The 21,739-nt window shown below is 62.7% G+C and carries 21 protein-coding genes and 1 pseudogene; 13 read left to right on the forward strand and 9 right to left on the reverse strand.

Features of this window, described 5'->3' with window-relative positions; all coding sequences use genetic code 11:
* Positions 1-278 precede the first annotated feature (278 nt).
* Positions 279-1,235: a sulfotransferase family protein gene (locus tag QA637_RS29170; RefSeq protein WP_283067928.1), complete on the reverse strand. Its 957-nt coding sequence runs from the start codon at positions 1,233-1,235 to the stop codon at positions 279-281.
* Positions 1,236-1,825: 590 nt separating this feature from the next.
* Positions 1,826-2,772: pseudogene (locus QA637_RS29175) on the reverse strand (radical SAM protein); the annotation flags it as partial.
* A 332-nt stretch (positions 2,773-3,104) separates the two neighbouring features.
* Between QA637_RS29175 and QA637_RS29190 the strand changes: the two are divergent.
* The 13 genes from QA637_RS29190 to glmS all read left to right on the forward strand — a co-directional run bounded on the left by QA637_RS29190 (position 3,105) and on the right by glmS (position 14,351).
* Complete coding sequence (locus QA637_RS29190) at positions 3,105-3,410, forward strand: thioredoxin domain-containing protein (protein WP_283067934.1); 306 nt, start codon at positions 3,105-3,107, stop codon at positions 3,408-3,410.
* Complete coding sequence (locus QA637_RS29195; protein WP_283067936.1) at positions 3,407-3,559, forward strand: hypothetical protein; 153 nt, start codon at positions 3,407-3,409, stop codon at positions 3,557-3,559. The genes QA637_RS29190 and QA637_RS29195 overlap by 4 nt, the downstream gene beginning before the upstream one ends.
* Positions 3,559-4,347, forward strand: a complete 789-nt coding sequence (locus QA637_RS29200; protein WP_283067938.1) for a hydrogenase expression/formation protein — start codon at positions 3,559-3,561, stop codon at positions 4,345-4,347. The genes QA637_RS29195 and QA637_RS29200 overlap by 1 nt, the downstream gene beginning before the upstream one ends.
* Complete coding sequence (locus tag QA637_RS29205; RefSeq protein ID WP_283067940.1) at positions 4,344-4,553, forward strand: rubredoxin; 210 nt, start codon at positions 4,344-4,346, stop codon at positions 4,551-4,553. The genes QA637_RS29200 and QA637_RS29205 overlap by 4 nt, the downstream gene beginning before the upstream one ends.
* Complete coding sequence (gene hybE / locus QA637_RS29210; RefSeq protein ID WP_283067942.1) at positions 4,546-5,067, forward strand: [NiFe]-hydrogenase assembly chaperone HybE; 522 nt, start codon at positions 4,546-4,548, stop codon at positions 5,065-5,067. Before QA637_RS29205 ends, hybE begins: the two co-directional genes overlap by 8 nt.
* A complete protein-coding gene (locus QA637_RS29215) occupies positions 5,064-6,176 on the forward strand; it encodes a nickel-dependent hydrogenase large subunit (protein ID WP_283067944.1) in 1,113 nt (370 codons plus the stop codon). Before hybE ends, QA637_RS29215 begins: the two co-directional genes overlap by 4 nt.
* Entirely contained in the window at positions 6,169-6,510 is a 342-nt protein-coding gene (hypA, locus tag QA637_RS29220; RefSeq protein ID WP_283067946.1) for a hydrogenase maturation nickel metallochaperone HypA, read from the forward strand. Before QA637_RS29215 ends, hypA begins: the two co-directional genes overlap by 8 nt.
* Complete coding sequence (gene hypB, locus QA637_RS29225) at positions 6,510-7,391, forward strand: hydrogenase nickel incorporation protein HypB (RefSeq protein ID WP_283067948.1); 882 nt, start codon at positions 6,510-6,512, stop codon at positions 7,389-7,391. Before hypA ends, hypB begins: the two co-directional genes overlap by 1 nt.
* Positions 7,392-7,394: 3 nt before the next feature.
* Positions 7,395-9,671 carry a carbamoyltransferase HypF gene (gene hypF / locus QA637_RS29230; protein WP_283067949.1) on the forward strand — a complete coding sequence of 759 codons (2,277 nt, stop codon included), beginning with the start codon at positions 7,395-7,397 and terminating at the stop codon, positions 9,669-9,671.
* A complete protein-coding gene (locus tag QA637_RS29235) occupies positions 9,662-9,889 on the forward strand; it encodes a HypC/HybG/HupF family hydrogenase formation chaperone (RefSeq protein WP_283067950.1) in 228 nt (75 codons plus the stop codon). Before hypF ends, QA637_RS29235 begins: the two co-directional genes overlap by 10 nt.
* The gene (gene hypD / locus QA637_RS29240) at positions 9,886-11,043 is read left to right on the forward strand and encodes a hydrogenase formation protein HypD (protein WP_283067951.1); all 1,158 of its coding nucleotides are present in this window, start codon (positions 9,886-9,888) and stop codon (positions 11,041-11,043) included. The genes QA637_RS29235 and hypD overlap by 4 nt, the downstream gene beginning before the upstream one ends.
* Positions 11,040-12,092: a hydrogenase expression/formation protein HypE gene (gene hypE, locus QA637_RS29245; RefSeq protein ID WP_283067953.1), complete on the forward strand. Its 1,053-nt coding sequence runs from the start codon at positions 11,040-11,042 to the stop codon at positions 12,090-12,092. The genes hypD and hypE overlap by 4 nt, the downstream gene beginning before the upstream one ends.
* A gap of 432 nt (positions 12,093-12,524) precedes the next feature.
* Entirely contained in the window at positions 12,525-14,351 is a 1,827-nt protein-coding gene (gene glmS, locus QA637_RS29250; RefSeq protein WP_283067955.1) for a glutamine--fructose-6-phosphate transaminase (isomerizing), read from the forward strand.
* Between the two features lie 661 nt (positions 14,352-15,012).
* Here the strand turns inward: glmS and QA637_RS29255 are convergent.
* The 7 genes from QA637_RS29255 to QA637_RS29285 form a co-directional block, all read right to left on the reverse strand.
* Positions 15,013-16,002 (reverse strand): beta-ketoacyl-ACP synthase III, encoded by a 990-nt coding sequence (locus QA637_RS29255; protein WP_283067957.1) that lies wholly within the window; start codon positions 16,000-16,002, stop codon positions 15,013-15,015.
* Positions 15,999-17,267 carry an adenosylmethionine--8-amino-7-oxononanoate transaminase gene (locus tag QA637_RS29260; RefSeq protein ID WP_283067959.1) on the reverse strand — a complete coding sequence of 423 codons (1,269 nt, stop codon included), beginning with the start codon at positions 17,265-17,267 and terminating at the stop codon, positions 15,999-16,001. The genes QA637_RS29255 and QA637_RS29260 overlap by 4 nt, the downstream gene beginning before the upstream one ends.
* A complete protein-coding gene (gene bioD, locus QA637_RS29265; protein ID WP_283067961.1) occupies positions 17,264-17,902 on the reverse strand; it encodes a dethiobiotin synthase in 639 nt (212 codons plus the stop codon). Before bioD ends, QA637_RS29260 begins: the two co-directional genes overlap by 4 nt.
* Entirely contained in the window at positions 17,899-19,044 is a 1,146-nt protein-coding gene (locus tag QA637_RS29270; RefSeq protein WP_283067962.1) for an 8-amino-7-oxononanoate synthase, read from the reverse strand. Before QA637_RS29270 ends, bioD begins: the two co-directional genes overlap by 4 nt.
* On the reverse strand, positions 19,041-20,021 hold the full coding sequence (bioB, locus tag QA637_RS29275; protein WP_428843194.1) for a biotin synthase BioB: 981 nt from the start codon (positions 20,019-20,021) through the stop codon (positions 19,041-19,043). The genes QA637_RS29270 and bioB overlap by 4 nt, the downstream gene beginning before the upstream one ends.
* 169 nt (positions 20,022-20,190) lie before the next feature.
* On the reverse strand, positions 20,191-20,859 hold the full coding sequence (locus tag QA637_RS29280) for a GntR family transcriptional regulator (protein ID WP_283067963.1): 669 nt from the start codon (positions 20,857-20,859) through the stop codon (positions 20,191-20,193).
* A 368-nt stretch (positions 20,860-21,227) separates the two neighbouring features.
* Positions 21,228-21,647 carry a Ros/MucR family transcriptional regulator gene (locus QA637_RS29285; RefSeq protein WP_283067965.1) on the reverse strand — a complete coding sequence of 140 codons (420 nt, stop codon included), beginning with the start codon at positions 21,645-21,647 and terminating at the stop codon, positions 21,228-21,230.
* Positions 21,648-21,739 lie beyond the last annotated feature (92 nt).

The following is a 21,739-nucleotide window of genomic DNA, read 5'->3' on the forward strand; positions in this document are numbered from 1 at the left end:
GGTCAGTGAGTCTCATGAAATGGCGCACCTATTTGCGAAGAAGGGGAGCAAGGGGAGCACGCTGACCAAATTCACCGTCCGCGCGGTTCGGGGCGCGAGCAATGCGGCGACCGCGCATTTTAACGCGCTGGGTTCGGGCTCGGGTCGAGACGCTCCATTGCGGTCAGCGCGGACGACGACCATCACCCCGGATCCGACGAGGGAGACCGTCTGGCCCGCGAGAAGAAGGGAGAAGTCGCGGGGCGGGCCGCGTCGGGGCGCTTCGTGTGCCTCTTGCGTCACCCCGCGCTCCCCGGATCCAGCATCGACAGGTCGTAGCCCAGGTCTTTCAGTTCCTTCCCGGCGATCCGCTCGAACTCCTCGATTTCCGTGGGCGCGAGGTCCTGCAGGTACCGTCCACGACTCCCGGTATGCAGCGGTTTACCCGCCGCTTCCGCCGCGGGATGGCCCCATGGTTTGTCGAACAGCGCGTGCTCGTGCTCCGCATGGTGCAGGACTGCCTCGTCCCATGGCAGACCGAGGTGTTCCAGCATCCGCTCGACGGTCTCGCGGGGGCAGGCGACCAGGTCCTCATATCGCACCTCCAGATAACGGCCGTCAGGAGCAGCCTGACGGGGGCGGTTGACGACCTCCAGCCAGCCGTTCGCTGCCTCCGCTATAGTCCCGTAGCCCCAGTCGGGGACGGTCTTGAGGTGTGAGGCAGCCACGTCGCGGCCGTCGCGGATAATGTGGATGAAATGGGCGTGAGGCCAGATCGCGGCGTACGTGCCGATGTCCTTAATCCTACGCTGAAGCTTCAGGCCCCATCGTCCGGCTCCGGTCTGTTCACGTCGGAAATCGCCGATAGAGTCGATGAGCCGGCAACGGTCGTCGAGGGAGGACAGAATGGTGCCATGCTCCGCCATCAGGCCCGTCACAAGGTTTCGCACGTCATCACGCTTGAGTCCGAAACGCTCGCACTGCACAACAAAGTGCGCGCCGTCGAACCAATCAGGATCAACGGTCTCCTTCGTGGCACCGGCGAGCCGTGGGTCGCGGCGGTCCATCATGTCGCACACCGTGAGGATGTGCGGACCGAGGTCGACGGGATCGGTGAAATCGATCTCCGGACCGACGACCAGACCGGGGTGCGAGTCAAGCACGACGCTCAGAAGAGTGGTGCCGGAGCGGTTCTCGCCGCCGAGCAGGACGGGCTTAGAAGGCAGGGCAAGAGGAGAAGAAATGAGACCGGACATGATTTTCCTGCTGGCCAAGTGGCGTGCGCACAAGTTGTACTGATAAAAATCAAGTGTTGCTATTTGAGACAAAGGTAATTGGTCAGTTTATTTCGACATGTGGATAGCAATTTCGCCAAATGTCCAATCTGTTGCTTTTCTCCCAACGCGGATGTGCGAAAGCGGGCATTGGTTGTTTGGTGGAAGACCATCGAGGATTATCGAAGAAGCGCTATTTCGCGACTGTCGGGCGGGGCTAAACGGTAGGAACGAGGAATGACAGAAGAACAGCGCGAAGCTGCGGAGAACCTGCACGCGGCATGCGGCTGTGGCTGCAGCGGCAAGCAGGCGAAGGCAGCGTTTGTGAAAATCCACGCCTCGCGGCCAGAGCGTATCGTCCTCATTCCGCGCGCCATCCTGAAGTCCAGATCAGGCGAAGCCTATAAGCACGCCGCCGACCGCAGAGACGACCACCACGATCCAGGGCGGGACTTCCAGGCCATGAGAAGGACAAAGCATGTCAGCGCGAGTGCAAACTCGTGCGGACCAACGATCCGGCGCGGTAGAAAGCATCGAAGACTGCCAAGCCTTGCGACGAAGTGTATAGCTCATCAGCACGACGCACCCGCACGGCGCTCGTAGGGGGAGCGGTCAAGATAAGCGTCAAATGCGGCAGCGACAGATCTAAGCACGAAGCCATGCTCCCGCCGCACGCTGACGAAATCATTATCAATGTCCACGATCCCGTCCTCGGCCAACGAAGTCAGGCGCTCAGCTCGACACATGAGGGAGGTTGGATCAAATCCGTGAGCGGCGCAGATTGCGGGCACGTCGGCCTCCAAATTACACATTAGCTGCTCGATGATTTCGGCTCGTACCCTATCTTCGGCGCTCAGACGGTAACCACGTGATGTCACCAGATGGCCAGCTGCGATGCGTCGGCTATATGAACTCTGTGCCATTTCGTTGCCGAGACGACCGATAGCCGACGGGCCGAAGCCGATCAGGGTCGGGCAGGTGTCGGCCGAGTAACCCAAGGAATTGCGCCGCAGACGACCGGCACTCTGCGCAAGCGCGAGCTCGTCATCCGGCAAGGCGAAATGGTCGAGCCCGATCTGGCGATACCCTGCGGCAATCAAGGTATCGGCAATGGCCGCTACCTGTTCAGCGCGGGCAGCCGCGTCCGGCAGTGCTCTCTCATCGAGAAGGCGCTGGTTCTTTCGATAGGAAGGAACGTCGCGCGTAACCGAATACCGCAAGCCGGTCAGGGCGCATGGCGACTGCTGTCGTTACGCTCTGGAAACAGGACTGCACCGTTTGATACGGAAGACCGTACATGAGGTCGAAATTGATGCGGCTTACGTTATGCCGGCGCAGATTTTCAACGGCAGCCGCCACGACTGCCTCACGCTGGACGCGATTGATCTTCTTCTGAACAGTGGGGTCGAGGCTCTGCACGCCGAGGCTCGCGCGGTTTAGCTCGGCTACTTCCAAAGGTTCGGCCATTTTCCGGCGTGAACGTGCGAGGGTCGATCTCGACAGCGACGGTAGCCGCTTTCTTGGGACCCAGGTTCTCACTCATCTCGGCTCCGCCATCCGCGTGCTCGGTGCCGACGAGGCACGCGCGATCGACGACGCGCTTGCCGGCTGCGTCGAAGCCAGCGAAGGCCGCGCCTTCGAGACGTTCTTTGACGATCTCGTTTCCCGCGAGCCCGAATTGCCGCGGCATCTTCGCAGCGAGTGAAACGAACACGTCCAAGCTGAAAATCGACGTTGCCGCCGATTGTCGCTTTTCCCTGCAGATCAAAGGAATTCAACTTTCCTCAGTCTGGCACGTCGCTTGCAAAACATCCTTCGCAACATCCTGCGTGCTGATTTGTGGAGGAGAAAATGCCATCTATTCTGGTCCCCACCGTGAGCGAGCGGGCGCGATGCGTCGCCGACAACACGAACATCGATGTTTTCCTCTTCCCGCCGGCGGGCGAACCCGACAACCACCCCATGCTGTTCCCCGCGCATGATTCAACGCAGCGGGCCGAGGCCGATGATGTCGCCGTCGTTCCTCTCGAATTCCCGCCGTTCTTCCAGGGCCGCCTGCGCGGCTCTGTGATTGATCGCGCGGCCGAGGGCAAGCTCAGTCCCGGTTCGACGTCGTCTTGCGGCGTTTGGTTGCTATGCAACGGAAGCGGCCGGTGAACGTGCTCGGCAAGCTTCACGATCGGTCGCAATATGTCGGGAAGCTCGGCGACCGCCTTTCGCCCGACGCGTCAGTCACGGTGCACTCAGGCGGGCCGAAGGTCGAGACGCCGGCTTTTGGGTCGCGCCGGAAGCTCAAGGGGCGGTGATGACAGCGATAGGCGCTGAACCGCCCCGCAAGCTCAATTTCCTCGCGACAAGCAACGCGGAGGAACTGATCCGCCGATGCTGGAGGACAGCGCTGCTCCTGCCGGGGCTTGCCGATGCGCTCGCGGTTCAGAAGGGTGACCGGCCGTGCCGGCTGTTCGACATCACCGACTATCCCGAGCACGACACGGAACTGATCACCCACATCCTCGGTGAGGGCGAGGTTGCCGGTGTCGCCATGCTTGAGAACGGCATCACCGCTCAGATGCAGGAAGCTGTCATGGCCGGCGTCTGGCGGACCCGCTTCACCGCCGCCGGAGGGCACCTCGTTGGCGATTATATCGAGGTGGGGAGCATTCCCGCCGCGGTTACGCAGGCCTGTTCCGGACTACCGGCATCGATCAGCCATGGCGCCGCGCCGGCAGGCGCCATGAATGTCATGCCCGTGCTCACTGAGATCGGTGACCGCATCACCCGTCATCGCGACAGCGACCCGGCCCATGTCATCACCTTGTCACTCTTCCCCATGAGCCCGGAAGACATGGTTTTCCTGCAAAATTCACTGGGTGTCGGGCCGGTGCGGCTCACCTCGCGCGGATACGGAGCCTGCCGCATCGTCGCGACCGGCACACGCAATGTCTGGTCGGTCCAGTTCTGTAACGCCGTGGACACGCTCATCCTCGATACGCTGGAGATCTGCGACATACCCTCGGCCGCCATTGCCGCCGAGGAGGATTTCCATGACTCGGAGATGCGGCTCCGCGAGATAGAGGAGGCCTATTTCAAATGAGCGCCTTCGACAATTTCGGCCAGTGCGAGACCGTATCTGGCGACCGGATGGAATGCAGTATCCGCTGGCGCGTCTATGCTCCCGCCGCCGGCGACCCGGTCTCGCAGATCCCGCCGAGTACGCCGTTTGCCGACCTGCCGGAATGGCGCTGCCCGAATTGCGATGCGCTGCAATCGAAGTTCACGAGGTCGGGCGGTAATGGCTGACAGCATCAAGGGAGCCGAACCCGATCCGGCGCTGGCGCTCGGCCAACGGTTAGCAGCCCGCTATCGGCACATTCACGCAACCGCCATGACTGACGTGCCGATCTGCAATCCCGCACTCACAGTCGCGGCTACGGGCTTCCGGACCTATCGCGGCCGCGCCTTCGGTATTGTGACCACGCCATGGTTCATGAATCTCGTGGCCGTGGATCTGCCTGACGGGGCACCTGCCGCGCCCGTCGCTATCGGCACGACCCTCAGTACCGTCCTGCCCGCGGGCGAAGTCGAATTCATAGCCGGAAAGCTCGATACGATCGGCCGCGTCGATTCCTGCGCGCTGCTCTCGCCGGTCTTCGAATTCGCCACGATGGAAGCGGCGCTGGAAATGGCGGAGGAGGCCACCCGCGCCTTCTTCGATCCCGCCACGCTCGAGCCGGCGCCGATACCACATGCTGTCGTCAATCGGCGGCACCTGTTGCGCGGGCATTTCCGCCGGCGCGAGGAGGCGTTGCAATGACGTTCCTTCGCGGGCCAGGCACGATCAGGATCGAGGTGACGGTGTCGCGCGCAGTTGCCTGTTCCGTCGAAGTTAAAGCGAACCGTCCGCTGGGGCTAACGCGTATGTTCGTCGGCCGCAGGCCGGAGGACGCGCCCGGGCTCGCACGGCAGGTGTTTTCGCTCTGTGGCTTTTCGCAATCGGTTGCCTCCAGGCTCGCGGTCCTCAATGCCGCGGATCTGCCGATGGGTGAAGGAGAGCGCGCCGCCGGCGCCGCAGGTCTGCACGCGGAACGGATCTTCGAAACACTGCGGGCGCTGATCCTCCATTGGCCGTCGCCATTGCCCGCCGAGCTCGCGGCGGCCGCCGGCGGATATCTGCGAAAGGCACTGGCCGCCTCACAAGCGATCATTGCGGAGGCGAGTACCGGCAAGATCAACCCCCAACACCTCGCCCCGGCGATCGCTCGCCTCTGCTCGGCGGCTGCGGCGATGGGAATTTCCGGCCCGGGCGACATGCCAGTGTCGGGATCGGTCTGCGCAGCAATGCTGAAAGATATAGACGACGATCGCGTTTTCGCTGGCCGGAGACCCGACGCGCTGACCGTCGAAGATGATCTGGAGGTCATCGCCCGGCTTTGTGATGACCCCGATTATACGAGACTGCCGCATCTTCCTGGCCGGGTTGTCGAGACGGGGGCCTACGCCCGGCGCGCAGCGGCGGGAGCTTGCGCGAGCTCCCATCTCGCACAGCGGTTCCTGGCCCGGATTGGCGATGTCCGGTTCTGCCTCGGGCAATTAACGGCTCTCGCCGGTACCGGCGAAGATGACTGGGCAACGCTCGCCTGCGGCGGACCGACGCTGGGCGCGGGCGGTTACGGTGCCGTGGAATGCGCGCGCGGCCGGCTCTATCATCAAGCTGAGATAGGCGATGACGGCAGGCTTTCGGCCTATCGCATCCTTGCCCCGACGGAATGGAACTTTCACCCGGCCGGCCCTTTCGTAGAAACGCTTTTGGGATCGCGGATCGGCTCCGACCATTCCGCTGCCCGGTCTGTCTCCCGGCTCGCCGTCCTGTTCGACCCTTGCGTTGCTATCGAAATCGGTATCCGCGAGGCCGCTCATGCATGAAATGTCCTTAATGGAAAGCGTGATCGAGATCATCTGCGAGACCGCGCGCCTGAATGGCGCAAGGCGGGTCAAGTCGGTCCGTCTCGATGTCGGCGCATTGAGCCACGTCGATCCCGACGCGCTGCTCTTCTGTTACGACGCGGTGCGGCACGGCACGCTTGCGGATCGCGCGAGGCTCGAGATCAGCCGCATCGCCGGCGAGGGCTGGTGCCTCGATTGCGGCACGACAGTTGCTTTGAAGGAACGGTTCGGCGCCTGCCCGCATTGCGGGCGCCATCGCGTGCAAATGACGGCAGGCGACGAATTGAAAATCAGGGATATGGAGGTGATCTGATGTGTACAGTATGCGGTTGCGGAACCTCGCCTATCGAAGGCCACAAGCACGAGGCGGGCAGCCATGGTCATGGCCCCGACGGTGGCCCCGACCATGACCATCATCACTACCATGGTCACGATCATCATTCTCACCATCATGCAGAGGACGGCTCGGCCGACTGCCGCCACGGCATTGCCGGCGTGCATGTTCCTGGCATGAGCCAGGAACGGATTATCCAGGTCGAGAGGGAGATCCTCTCCAAGAACGACGCCTATGCCACTGAAAATCGGAGATATTTCGTAGACCAAGGCGTTTTCGCGCTCAACTTCGTCTCCAGCCCGGGCTCGGGCAAGACCAGCCTGCTTGTGCGGACGATCAGTGAACTCAAGGAGCGTGTTACGATCAATGTCATCGAAGGCGACCAGCAGACCTCGAATGACGCGGCCCGCATTCGCGAGACGGGCGCCCGCGCAGTTCAGATCAACACCGGCAAGGGATGCCATCTCGACGCCCATATGGTCGGCCATGCGCTCGAGGATCTCGCGCCAGAGCCGGGCTCGGTGCTCTTCATCGAGAATGTCGGTAATCTTGTCTGTCCCGCCGCTTTCGATCTCGGCGAGGCTCACAAGGTCGTGGTGCTCTCGGTCACCGAGGGCGAAGACAAGCCGCTCAAATATCCCGACATGTTCGCCGCCGCCGACCTGATGATCCTCAATAAGGCGGACCTGCTCCCGCATCTCGACTTCGATGTCGGGCTCTGCATTTCCAACGCGCTGCTTGTCAATCCGCGGCTGCAGACGCTGATTGTCTCCGCCCGCACGGGCGAGGGGATGGAGGCCTTATATGGCTGGCTCGAAGCATCCGCTGTGCGGCAGGACAAGCGACCGAAGGCGGTGTGAACAATGGCGCCGGTGCACGCACGACCGATCGAAAGCCGGGTCCGGCGGCTGCGGCTGCGCGTGCGCGGTACCGTGCAGGGCGTCGGCTTCCGGCCTTTCGTCTACAGGCTCGCGTGCGAGATGCGGCTCTCCGGATTTGTCCTTAATGATAGTGAAGGCGTGCTGATCGAGATCGAGGGCTTGGATCCAGACCGCTTCCGCGAGGCGATCCGCACCCAGGCGCCGCCGCTCGCCCGCATCGATGCTGTGGACGTGCTGGAGCTGCCGCCGGCCGGCGGCGATCGGTTCGAGATCCTCGATAGCCTCGACGGCAGGAGTGCGACCCGTATCGGCGCCGACGCCGCGATTTGCGAGGAATGCCGGCGGGAGCTCACGGATCCGGGGAGCCGGTTTTTTGGCTATCCCTTCATCAACTGTACCCAATGCGGGCCGCGCTTCACCATAACCAGCGCGCTTCCTTACGACCGCGCCCAGACCTCGATGGCCTCGTTTTCGATGTGTGATGCCTGCGCGGCGGACTATGTCGACCCGGAGAGCCGTCGCTTCCACGCCGAGCCAGTTGCTTGTCCTGAGTGTGGTCCGAGCCTCAGCCATCCAGTCGCCGAGTTGGCGGCGCCACTTGAAGGCGGCGCGATCGTCGCACTGAAGGGGGTCGGCGGGTTCCACCTGTTCTGCGACGCACGCAACGATGCGGCGATCGCGCGCCTCAGGCGGCGCAAGGCCCGCGACGAGAAGCCCTTCGCCGTCATGGTGCGGGATAGCGCGGCGGCGCGGCAGCTGGCGCAGCTGACGGACGCTGAAGAGGCCTTGCTGAGTTCGCCGGCGAGCCCCATCGTTCTGGTGGAGGCCGTTGCCGGCAAGCTGTCCAATCTCGTTGCTCCCGGACTCGGGCGGATAGGCCTCATTGTGGCCTACTCACCGGCGCACCTCCTCCTGTTCGATGAACTCTCCCGTCTTTCGCCGCACTGTCCCCCTGCGCTGATCGCGACCAGCGCCAATCCCGGCGGCGAGCCGCTCGTTGCCGATAACGCGGATGCCGAGCTGCGCCTTTCCGCGATCGCCGATCTGATCGTCACCCATGATCGCGACATCGTCGCCCGCGCCGACGACTCCGTCATGCAAATTGTTGACGGCGCGCCCGCCTTCATCCGCCGCGCCCGCGGCTTCGTGCCAGAGCCCGTCGACCTCGGCGCGGACGGACCTTCCGTGATCGCCACCGGTACAGACTTCAAGAACACCGTCTGCGTCACGCGCGGTCGCGAAGCGTTTCTGTCGCAGCATGTGGGGGGCCTCGAAAATGCGGAAGCGATACGCTTCCAGCGCGAAGCGGCGACCCATCTCTGTTCGATCCTTGACGTGACGTTGGAATTCGCGGTCTGCGACCTGCATCCGGATTTCCGCGCGGTGCGGATGGCGGAGAGCTTCGGTCTGCCGGTCATGCCGGTTCAGCACCATCTCGCTCATGTCGCTGCGGTGGCGGCGGAGCATCAACTCGCCGGGCCGGTCCTCGGGCTCGCGCTCGACGGCCACGGTCTTGGCACCGACGGCAGCAGTTGGGGCGGCGAGATGCTTGCGGTCGAGGGACATCGCTGGCTGCGCGCAGGATCGCTCATGCCGCTGCCGCTGCCGGGTGGCGACCGGGCGGCGCGCGAACCCTGGCGCATGGGTGTCGCAGCACTTCAGGCGGCGAACCGCATCGACCTCGCGCGGGCGCTAGAGCTCGCTCATTCCGGCGTGGCGCGATTGGCGGCAATGTTCAACCGTGGCATGCGGACCCCGGTTACGAGCAGCCTCGGGAGGCTCTTCGACGCGGCCGCGGCGATATCGGGTGTTCGCCTCGTCCAGACCTATGAAGGGCAGGCAGCGATGGAATTCGAGGCGCTGGTCCGGGCGCCGCGCTGCCTGCCCGGCGGGTATGCCATTAACGATGGGGTGCTCGACTTCCGGCCGCTCATCCTGTGTTTGGCTGAGGCAGGGATGTGCGGCACCGATGCCGCCGACCTTTTCCATGGCACGCTGATTGCCGGCCTCGCGGATTGGGCGGCGAGCGGCGCGGCCAGCCTCGGCACGCGGCAGGTTGCGCTCGGCGGCGGATGTATGATGAACCGCGTGCTTGCGACGGGTCTGGCGCAGGCGCTGCGGGAGCGCGGCCTTGAGTCATATTTGCCACGTCTGGCGCCGGCCAATGACGGCGGCGTTGCGCTTGGCCAAGCCGCCCATGCGCGGCAGGTCATCATGGCCAAACGTGCATCTGAGGAGCAGAGCCCAACATGTGCCTAGCCATACCGGTCGAGGTCAGGGAAGTGCTGCCCGACGAAATGGCGAGAGTCACGCTCGACGGCGTCTCGAAAATGATCTCGACGGCGCTGATCGACGATGTCCGGCCGGGCGATTACGTCATCCTCCATGTCGGCTATGCGCTGACGAAGATTAATCCTGAGGAGGCGGAGCGGACGCTGGCGCTGATCCAGGAAGCCGCGATGGGTAATGCGACATGAAGTATATCGACGAATATCGTAATGGAAGGCTCACCCACGATATCGCCCGTCAGATCGCGTCGACTGCGGATCCAGCTCGCTCCTACCACTTCATGGAGTTCTGCGGTGGACACACGCACGTGATCTCCCGCTACGGGCTTGAGGATTTGCTGCCCGACAATGTCCGGATGGTCCACGGCCCGGGCTGTCCTGTTTGCGTGCTGCCGATAGGCCGGATCGGCGCGGCGATCGCGCTCGCGATGCGTCCCGAGATTACGCTTTGCACCTATGGCGACCTGATGCGCGTGCGGGACAGGAACGGTTGGAGCCTTCTCAAGGCAAAGGCGGCCGGCGCCGATATCCGCATGGTCTACTCGACCCTCGATGCGCTGAGGATCGCCGAAGCCGAGCCGCAGCGCGAGGTGGTGTTCTTCGCGATTGGCTTCGAGACGACGACACCGCCAACCGCTCTCGCGCTCAAGACGGCGATCGCCAGGAAACTTGGCAACTTCTCGATCTTCTGCAACCATGTCGTGACCCCGGCGGCAATCCACAGCATTCTGGAGAGCCCGGATGTCCGCGAGTTCGGTACGATCAAGATCGATGGCTTCATCGGCCCAGCCCATGTCAGCGCTGTGATCGGCACGAAGCCCTATGAATTCTTCGCCGAGAAATTCCGCAAACCGGTCGTGGTGGCCGGCTTCGAGCCACTCGATGTCATCCAGGCGGTGCTGATGCTCTTGCGCCAGATCAACGACGGCAGGCACGTGGTCGAAAACCAGTATATCCGCGCGGTGACCAGACTCGGCAATGTGAAGGCCCAGGCGGAGGTGGCGAATTTCTTCGAGCCGCGCGAGAGCTTCGAATGGCGAGGCCTCGGCGAGTTGCGTTTGAGCGGTCTGCGGCTCCGGCCACAATATGCGGCCTACGATGCCGAAAAGCGCTTTTCGATGGTGACCTTCCGGGCCGAGGACAATCCGGCCTGCGAATGCGGCTCCATTCTGCGCGGCGTGAAGAAACCTGCCGACTGCAAGCTGTTCGGCAGGGTCTGCACGCCCGATACGCCGATCGGGTCCTGCATGGTGTCGTCGGAAGGCGCCTGCGCCGCACACTGGACCTATGGCCGCTTCCGCACGAAGGCGCGGCAATCGGATGCGGGGAGGGCGGTCGCATGAACATGATGATGGAGGCGCACAGCCGAAACCTCGACGTTGCGAACGGGCGGGTCGACCTCTCCCATGGCGCCGGCGGACGTGCAATGGGAGAGCTCATAGAGGGTATCTTTCACAAGGCTTTCGACAACATCTGGTTGCGCGCCGGCAACGACCAGTCGGCCTTCACGGTTCCGGGCGGACGCATGGTCATGAGCACTGACGGCTACGTCGTCTCGCCGCTGTTCTTTCCCGGCGGGAATATTGGCTCGCTCGCCGTGCACGGCACGATCAACGATATCGCGATGGCCGCTGCCCGGCCGCTCTATCTCTCGGCGAGCTTCATCATCGAGGAGGGTTTCCCGCTCGCCGATCTCGAACGCATCGCCGAAAGCATGGGCTCTGCTTCGCGCGGGGCCGGTGTGCCGATTATCACCGGCGACACCAAGGTCGTCGAGCGCGGCAAAGCCGACGGTGTCTTCATTTCGACGTCCGGGGTCGGCGTGGTGCCGGACGGGCTCGATCTGCGCGCCGATGCCGCCCGGCCGGGCGATGCGGTTATCCTCTCCGGCTCGATCGGTGATCATGGCATCGCGGTGATGTCGAAACGCGAGAACCTGGAATTCGATGCGGCGGTCGTCTCCGACAGCGCCGCGCTCAACGGGCTGGTGGCCGCGATGGTCGAGGCCGGTGGCAGGCAAATCCGTCTGATGCGCGATCCCACGCGCGGCGGCATCGCCGCGACGCTTAACGAAATCGCCAGCCAGTCAAAGGTCGGCTTCCATATTGACGAGGAAGCCATCCCGGTCAAACCGGAGGTGACCGCGGCCTGTGAGTTGCTTGGGCTCGATCCGCTCAATGTCGCCAACGAGGGTAAGCTTGTCGCCGTCGCCGCGCCGGAAGGCGCCAAGGCAATCCTGGCTGCGATGCGTGCACATCCCCTCGGGCGGGAAGCGGCGGTGGTCGGACACGTCGTGGCTGACGACGATTGTTTCGTGCAGATGTCGACCTCTTTCGGCGGCGGCCGGATCGTCGACTGGCTGTCGGGCGAGCAATTGCCCAGGATCTGCTGAGAGAGGCGAATGCGCATACTGCTTTCTGCGACAGCTTCAATTCTCGGTCTGAGCGCGGCATGTCGACTTGCGGGACGCTCGGTCATCAGCGCGTCGAGCGCAGCGAGCAGATTGAGGGCAAGGGCCTCGAAACGCATTAGCGTCGTGCATCCATGGCGCGAATGGGTGTGATCCAAAGAATCGATTTTGCCAATCTGTTGAGTGCAATTAGAAAGCGCTGGGCCTGACCAAACCAAGGGTATTGCGGCAGGTCGATTGTCGATATGACGCTTCTGCCAGCCGCCATGTCGGCGGCGTCACGAATGGCGACAGCAGGTGACGCGCAGCGACGATAACTGCCTGTGTGAGGCGACTGGGAGCTATTGATATAGCCTCGCTCAGACGGGGTATTTGAGTACGCCGCGGCCGGCGTGGAAGGAACGCGAAGAGGATATGTGCGGGATCGTAGGCATCGTCGGGCAGCAGCCGGTCTCGGAACGGCTGGTCGGTGCGTTGAAACGCCTGGAATACCGCGGCTACGATTCGGCCGGCGTCGCGACGATCGACGGTGGAGCGCTCGATCGCCGGCGCGCGGAGGGCAAGCTCGTCAATCTCGAGGCAAGGCTGAATGAGGAGCCATTGGCGGGCAGCATCGGCATAGGCCATACGCGCTGGGCGACCCATGGCGCGCCGACGGAGCGCAATGCGCACCCCCATTTCACAGACGGTATCGCAGTCGTACACAACGGCATCATTGAGAATTTTGCTGAGTTGAAGGACGAACTGGTCGCGTCCGGCGCCGAGTTCCAGACCGAGACCGACACGGAGGTCGTTGCGCATCTCCTGGCACGGCTTCGCCGCGATGGCATCGGCCGGCGCGAGGCGATGTTTGCGATGCTGAGGCGGCTGAAGGGCGCATACGCACTCGCTGTCCTTTTCGAAGATGATCCCACGACCATCATGGCGGCCCGTAACGGGCCGCCGCTGGCGATCGGCCTCGGCGACGGCGAAATGTTCCTGGGGTCGGATGCGATTGCCCTGGCGCCGTTCACCAATGAAATCACCTATCTGTTCGATGGCGACTGGGCGATCATAGACAAAACCGGTGTCCATATCTTTGATATCGATGGCAATGTCGTCGCCCGGCCGCGCCAGGTTTCCTCGGACGTCGCCTATATGGTCGACAAGGGCAATCATCGCCATTTCATGGAGAAAGAAATCTACGAGCAGCCTGAGGTCATCTCCCACGCGCTCGGCCACTACATCAACTTCATCGAAAACCGTGTGACGGCTGTTTCCGATGACATCGATTTCTCCAAAGTACCGAGTCTTGCGCTTTCCGCCTGCGGTACCGCCTATCTCGCCGGGCTGATCGGAAAGTACTGGTTCGAGCGTTACGCGCGTCTTCCGGTCGAAATCGACGTCGCGTCCGAGTTCCGCTATCGCGAGATCCCGCTCTCGCCACAATCGGCCGCTCTCTTCATTTCGCAGTCGGGCGAAACGGCCGATACGCTGGCATCGCTTCGGTACTGCAAGGAACACGGCCTGAAGATCGGTGCCGTCGTCAATACCCGCGAATCGACAATCGCGCGCGAGTCCGACGCCGTCTTCCCGATCCTCGCCGGTCCCGAGATCGGCGTCGCATCGACCAAGGCCTTCACCTGCCAGCTTGCCGTGCTCGCTGCGCTCGCTATCGGGGCGGGCAGAGCCAGAGGAACGGTCAGCGAGCAGGAAGAACAGGCGCTGGTGAGAAGCCTTGCCGAGATGCCGCGCATCATGGGCCAGGTGTTGAACAGCATCAAGCCGAAGATCGAGTTCCTGTCGCGCGAATTGTCGAAGTGCCGCGACGTGCTCTACCTCGGCCGCGGCACCAGCTTCCCGCTGGCGATGGAAGGGGCGCTGAAGCTCAAGGAGATTTCCTACATCCACGCGGAAGGCTATGCCGCCGGCGAACTGAAGCATGGCCCGATCGCGCTGATCGACGAGAACATGCCCGTCATCGTCATCGCACCGCACGACCGCTTCTTCGACAAGACGGTCTCGAATATGCAGGAAGTCGCCGCCCGTGGCGGGCGCATCATTCTTATCACGGACGAGGCGGGAGCTGCCGCGTCGAAGCTCGACACGATGCATACGATCGTGTTGCCGAATGTCGACGAGATCATCGCGCCGATGATCTTCGCGCTGCCGATTCAGCTTCTTGCCTATCACACGGCCGTGTCCATGGGCACCGATGTCGACCAGCCGCGCAACCTGGCCAAATCGGTAACGGTCGAATGATCATTCGGCCGAAAGCACACGAGGTAGGGAGTCCATGGCGGCTGTGACGGCGACCGCCTAGGGCGCGTCGCCTCCGAGTTGGGTCAGCTCGGAGGCGACGTTGGCAGCGTCCTGGAGTCTGACGCCGTCAGCATCACCGCAATAGGGAACGCGTTCGAGACCAGCGGAACCCGTCTTGTCTCCAGCTCGTCGCTCTGTTCGCGTCTCTCTCCCAAATCGGTAACACGTGCTCCCCGGCACAACAACCAGACGTCCGGTCCCCGATACGGATGCGGTGAAACCTACAAAGCGGGGGCCGCGGCGACTAAAAAGGCCATCCGCGCTCGAATTTCATAGTCCCGCCGCCCTGTTGCGATCGACAGGAGGCGCGCTCGCGGAGCTGCTATCGGCGGCCACCCTGCGCAAGCCTGGCCGAACTGCTTCTGCGCCTCGGCCGAGGCGGGAATGCCGGTACATGGGGAATGCCCGGCACACTTCAAACTCGGCTACGGGCACGGCAGATCCCCCGAACGCATGCCGCAAAACGTCTTCTCGACCAGGCACGCCGCCTGCAGCTCGCTCAGGCAATCACTTGGACTCGTCAGCGGCGCCTTTGCATGTGCAACACCACAGTTTTCAATTCGGAACCTCAACGAAATATTTTTTCGCAGCGCCCACCAAACTATACCCCGAAAACGACAGCACCTCCGGTTAGGCCGGCTCCAGCGGAGGTAAGCAACAGCTTTTCACCCGAAGCAAGTGGCCTCGTTTGATGCGAGAGCGACAGGGAAAGCGCTATAGTCGCCGCTGACGAATTCCCATAATTGTCGATCGTTCGCACTGTTCGTCCCGGGTCGATGCCGAGCCTGTCGCTGACGGCGTCAAATATTCGGGCATTGGCCTGGTGAGGCACGAAGCGATCGATCCTTGTCGCGTCCAGACCGGCGGCGGCGAGCGCCCGAGCGCCGCAGGTCGCCATCATCTCGACGGCCTGCGCGAACATCTCGCGGCCATCGCGCATCGTCATCAGGAAATCTCCCGCCGGAATCCCTGAAGCGAAGGGCCGGTTGCTGCCGCCGGCAGGAATGGAGATCAGATTATAACGGCTCCCGTCCGAGGCGAGATCCACACCGAGAATGCCCTTCTCGACCTCGTCCGACGGCGCCAGCACGACGGCCCCGGCGGCATCCGCGAAAAGGACCGCGCTTGCACGTTCGGCCGAATTGATCCTCCGGCTCAAGATATTTGCCGCCACGACCAAGACCGGCCGTCCTTGCGCGCGCACGAACCCGTCGGCAAGTGTCAGCGCATAGACAAAGCCCGAGCAGGCGCCGGCAAGATCGATCGCACCGCTATTGGGCAGACGGAGACGATGAGCGAGCAACGGGGCAGACGGCGGGAGAAGATGATCAGGTGTCGATGTGGCTAGCAGCGTGAGCGCAACGTCCCCGCGCGCGATGCCGGCGTCGTCGACAGCAGCCTCTCCGGCCTTCGCCGCAAGTCCGCTGAGGGTGTCGCCATCGTCAACCCAGTGCCTCGTTCGAATACCCGTCCGGCGTTCGATCCAACCCGGCTCCAGGCCGAGCCTCATTTCGATCTCGGCGTTTTCGACGCGCCGGGCCGGCACGGCATGGCCTAGCCCCGCAAGACGCGATGCAGGCGCCCCCCTCATAGCCGCCCTGCCGCAAAAAGGCCCGCCGCCTCGTCGATCGCGTCATAGGCCCGGTCGAGATCGGCAGCGGTCACGCAGAACGGCGGCATCAGGTAGATGACGTTGCCGAGCGGGCGGATCAGGAGCTTCCGCTCGCGGAAAAACGCTCGAAGGCGGGGTCCGATCCCGGACAGATAGCCGCCCTCCGGCACGACGACGTCGAGAGCGGCGATCGTGCCCATTTGCCGAAGATTGGCAAACCGGGGGTCGGATGCGAAGCGAGCGAGCCCCTTCTCATGAAGCCTCGCGAGCGCGCCGATGCGGTCGCGCACCGCCTCCTCCCGCCAAATATTGAGATTGGCAACGGCCGCCGCGCAGGCGATCGGGTTGGCGGTGTAGGAACTGGAATGGAAGAAGGTCTTGCGTCGGTCCGCCGAGAGATGCGCCTTAAAGATCTCGGCGGTGCAAAGCGTTGCCGCCAGCGGCAGTGCTCCGCCCGTCAAGCCTTTCGACGTGCAAAGGATATCCGGCGTGATGACTGCCTGTTCGCAGGCAAAGAGGCTGCCGGTTCGCCCCCAGCCGGTCATCACCTCGTCGGCGATCGTCAGGCAGCCGTATCGCCGGGCGATGTCCTTCAGTTCCGCAAGCAGCGACGCCCTATACATCTTCATGCCACCAGCGCCGAGAACGAGCGGTTCGATGAGGAGGGCGGCGACCTCGCCGGAACGGCATATCGCCTCGAAAGCATCGAGTGTCGCCTGGTCAGAGCCTGCCTGAGGAAACGGCAGCCGATCGACGTGGAAGAGCAGCGGCTCATAGGCCGCGTTGAAGACGCCGCGCTCTCCCGCCGACATGGTGCCGATCGTGTCGCCATGATAGCTGTGCTCCATGACCACGACGCGGCGCCGCAGCTTGCCAATGTTATGGAAAAAACCAAGCGCCATCTTCAGCGCGACCTCAACGGCGGTGGAGCCGCTGTCGGAAAAGAAAACGTGGGCGAGTCCGGCAGGCGCCACTTCGATCAGGCCTGTCGCCAGTTCTTCCGCCGGTTCGTGGGAATATTCCGCAAAAATGATCTGGTCGTAGGTTTCACAGGCGCTTCGGATCGCCTCCATGATCGGCCGATAGCGGTGGCCGTGCGTTACCACCCACCAGGACGAGATCGCGTCGAGAATGGTCGTGCCGTCCTCATCGATGAGATAGGCGCCCTCGGTCTTGGCGATCCGCTTCATCACCGGCTCGAGCGCATGCTGGGTAAAGGGATGCCAGATGGGTGAGCGGATCATGCCGGCTCCTTCAGGAAAAGGCCGATATCAAAGTTCTCCCGAAAGACCTGGCGCAGCAGATCCGGGGTCAGCGGGTCGAGTTTCGGCAGCCGTCCGAGCGAACGGACGCGGCCCATCTTGGCGATGATTTTTTCCGTATCCGCTTGTGCTTTGCCGATGAAGGCGACGCCGAAAACTGGAATGGAGCGCGCGCGTAGCGCCTCCAGCGACAGGAGTGTGTGGTTGATGGTTCCCAACTCCGTGCGGGCGCACAGCAGAACAGCTATCTGCCAGCGGGCAAAAACGTCCGCGAAGACGGTCTCTGCGTTAAGCGGGACCAGCAACCCGCCTGCTCCCTCAATGATCAGCGGCGCCTCCGTCACAGGCGGGACAAGCGCTTCCGCCTCAATCCGGAAGCCGTCGATGCTGGCCGCCAGATGTGGCGAAGCCGGCGTGCGCAGCCGATAGGCTTCCGGCACGATGCGCGCGGGCGGTATCCGGCCAAGCCGCTGAACCGTCTCGCTGTCCGTTTCACCTTCAAGACCGGACTGGACCGGTTTCCAGTAACACGCGCCCAGCGCATCCGTCAGGGCGGCGGAAAATACCGTCTTGCCGATACCCGTATCGGTTCCGGTGACGACGAGGCGACGCGTCACGGCTTTTCCTCCGTCATGATCACGGCGAGCCGCGCGAGCATCTGCGAAATCGTCGGCCTGTCGACATTCAGGGTGATGGCGATCCTAAGCCTTGCCGTGCCTTCCGGGACGGTCGGCGGCCGGATCGCGCGGATATCGAAGCCTTCGGCACGCATGCGCGCCGCAATCTGCAGGCACAGAGCGTTGTCGCCGATCGGGACCGGCAGGATCTGCGACCCGCTGCCCTCGACACCGAGTGCGGCCGAAAGTTCCGCGTTGGCGAATATTCGCAACGCTTCCAACGCGGCCCGACGCTCGGGCTCTTCGGCAACAACCCGCAAAGCTTCGCGCACGCACGCGGCGATCAGCGGCGACGGCGCGGTCGAATAGATGACGCCGCGTGCCCGGTTGACGAGATAGTCACAAATCACCGCGCTGGCGCCGATCAGTGCGCCGCTGACACCAAGCGCCTTGCCGCAGGTGTGAAGGACGATGATGTTTTCGCGGTTTTCCAGACCGTGGGCGAGACCGCGCCCGTGCGGGCCGAAGACGCCCGTGGCATGCGCCTCGTCGATCACCAGAAAGCCGTCATGCCGGTCCGCGAGTTTCGCGAGCTCGGGGAGGGGGGCTCGGTCGCCGTCCATCGAGTAGAGGCTTTCGACGGCAATCCACGGATGGCCGGTCCCGCCCGCAAGTCGCCATCGTCTTATAGCGTCAGCAAAACCTTCGACGTCGTTGTGCGGTACGGAGACTGCCGGCGCCTTGCTTGCCGAAATGCCTTCGTGCGCGCTGGCATGCACCAGTGCGTCATGGACAATCAGATCATCCCGTTGTGGCAGGGTCGCAAAGAGCGCAGCGTTGGCCGCATAGCCGCTGCCGAAATAAAGGCAGCGTTCCATACCGAAATGGGCGGCAGCCTCTGCCTCGAGCGCCTCATGCTCCGAATGATTGCCGCGCAGCAGCCGCGAGCCGCCGGCGCCAACCGGCACGCCGCGTTCGATCGCGGCGGCGATGGCAGCCTTGAGGCGTGGAGAATCGGCGAGTGCCAGATAGTCGTTGGACGTGAAATCGACGCCACCCGACGGCAGCAGCTCCCTGCGCCGTCCCTTGCGCTCGAGCCCCGCCAAAGTCCGCGCGTAGCGGTCGAGGCCGCTGCCATTCATGTGTTCGGCTCCAGTGCCATCGGCTTCAGGCCGAGTCGGCGGAAAAGCCCGGCATCATGGTCCTCCCCGGGATTGTCGGTGGTCAGCAGCGTGTCGCCGACGAAGATCGAATTGGCCCCGGCAAAGAAACAAAGAGCCTGCATCTCGTCGGTCATTTCCGTCCGTCCGGCCGACAGTCGCACATGGGATTGCGGCATCAGGATGCGGGCAAGCGCGATGGTGCGAACGAACTCGATGGGGTCGACCGGAGCCGCATCGGCCAACTTCGACCCGGGAATCGGAATGAGCATGTTGATCGGTACGCTTTCGGGCGGGGAGGGAAGATTGGCGAGAGTGACCAGCATGGAGATGCGGTCATCGGCCGTCTCGCCCATCCCCAGAATGCCGCCGGCACAGACCTTGATGCCGGCGTCGCGCACATTCGAAAGAGTCTCGAGGCGGTCGGCGAAGGTACGAGTGGTGATGATTTCGCTGTAGAAGCGCTCCGAGGTGTCGATATTGTGGTTGTAGTAATCGAGACCGGCGTCGGCGAGCGTCGCACTCTGGTTCGGCGACAACATGCCGAGCGTCATGCACGTCTCCATGCCGAGCGCCTTTACGCCGCGAACCATCGCGACGATTGCGCCCATGTCGCGGTCTTTCGGACTGCGCCAGGCCGCACCCATGCAATAGCGTGTCGCACCCCCCTCCTTGGCCTTGCGCGCTTCGGCAATAACCTTTTCAACTTGCATAAGCTTCGAGGCCTTGAGCCCCGTCGGATAATGAGCCGACTGGCTGCAATAGCCGCAGTCCTCGGCGCAGCCGCCTGTCTTGATCGAAAGCAGCCGGCTCATCTGCACTGCATTGGGATCAAAATTTGCCCGGTGCACGGTCTGCGCCCGGTACAGCAAATCGTTGAATGGCAAATTATAGATTTTTGTGGCGTCCGAAGGGATCCATCGCTTCGACTCTTGTTCGGTTGAGACAGTTCGGTTCAGCTTTTCCGGCAAACTAGCCTCCGCGCGAGAATCATTATCAATTGAAGTTTATTTCTATCTATAATTTTCGACTGGATGCAAGCGAGCACGCTGAGAGCGTGCACCCTCTGACATTCAACTGCCGGATAGACGTCGCGGTGAATGAAGTGATCGGATGAGGGCTTAGGTGTCAGCCGGCGATTGCGAAGATATCGCGCCGCGCGCCGGAGGCGCCTTTAAGCGGTCTCTGTCCAATCCGTTGAACGTGACGCTCCAGAATTGCCGAGGCGTTTTCGGTTTTTCCCTCGCGCAGAAAGGCGAGGATCGCACGATGCTCGTGGTCGGTCCGCACTTCCCATTCGGACCGCCAGGACGCAAACAGAAAGCGCGCGCTTGCTGCATGCAGATCATCAATTTCGGCAAGCAGGCGCGGCATGCCGCAAGGCATAAGAATGAGCCTGTGGAAACGCCTGTTCGCGTCCTCCCACGATCGGACATCACGCGAATCGTCGCCTGCGACTGTTGCTTCTTCTGCCTCGTTGAGAATGGATGGCGTCAAGTGCGGCGCTGCATGCCTGAGCGCGAGTACTTCCAGTGCTGCCCGCATTTCCGCCACCTCCCGGACCTCGTTGAGATCGAAGGAGGCCACTCGGACGCCGCGGCGGGGCTCGCTGACGACCAAACCCTGGGCTTCAAGCCGCCGAAACGCCTCGCGCACCGGCACATGGCTCGCGCCGAATTCCTCTGCGAACTTGTCCTGCTTCAGCTTCATGCCTGGGGCAAGCTGGCCGGTGACAATCCGATCGGCGAGGATGCGGCTGATGCGGCTGGCAATTGTGTCGTCGTTGGCTGCGATCATGGCTTCCATTCAGTTCCGGCCAGCTGGTGTTGTCCCTGTACACTGTTTCCATGCCGGATTTCTACCGTGATAAGAAGCCCGGCTGCGCGTATGATCGTCGGCGCGTGATCAGTTTGGCAGCGAACCGGCCTGCAATAACTCAGGCATTGCATGGCCTCTGAGGCCAGGGTGCTGCAATACGCTCAAACTTCACGGCGCAAGCGCTGCAACCTTGCGGGCGCCTCCATTTCGAACGACAGTGAAAAGACGGCTCTCCGAGACAGCTGCGCAAGTTGCACAACAGATGTGACAGCTATTTCCGAGATCATTTAGCGACACTTCGAACCGATCGCTGGCCAGCCGAAGCTGCGGCGTCTAAACTCTGGTGCCTACCGTTTCTTGCCCAAGCCGGTTGCGCGCGCGAGGGCCGAGCGTTGTTGAGCATAGTTTGGAGCAATCATCGGGTAGTCATCCGGAAGACTCCATTTTGCACGATATTCCTCCGGTGTGAGCCCGTACTTCGCCATCAAGTGCCGCCTTAGCGTTTTGAACTTTTGGCCATCCTCGAGGCAAATGATAAAATCGGCCGTCACCGACTTCTTGATCGGAACGGCGGGGCGACGTTCTCCAACGGCAGAGTCAGGTTCGGCCGTGCCTGGCTGAGATGTGCTGCTCAATGAGGAAAACGTCTGCTCAATAAGATTAGGCAGGCCCTCAACAGGAACGACATTGCGGCTCAGATAAGCGGCGACGATTCGGCTCGTCAGCTCAAGCTTCCGTTCCTCGTTGCCCGAACGTGATTCACTCAACGTCTTCTCCTTTGTCTTCATCGGTCAGATTCGTTTAACGTGCAGGTATTTCAGCCGGAAGGAAGGCGGTGACAAACGCTGGTTTGTCTTTT

It is taken from the genome of Sinorhizobium terangae, assembly GCF_029714365.1.
Lineage (GTDB): Bacteria > Pseudomonadota > Alphaproteobacteria > Rhizobiales > Rhizobiaceae > Sinorhizobium > Sinorhizobium terangae.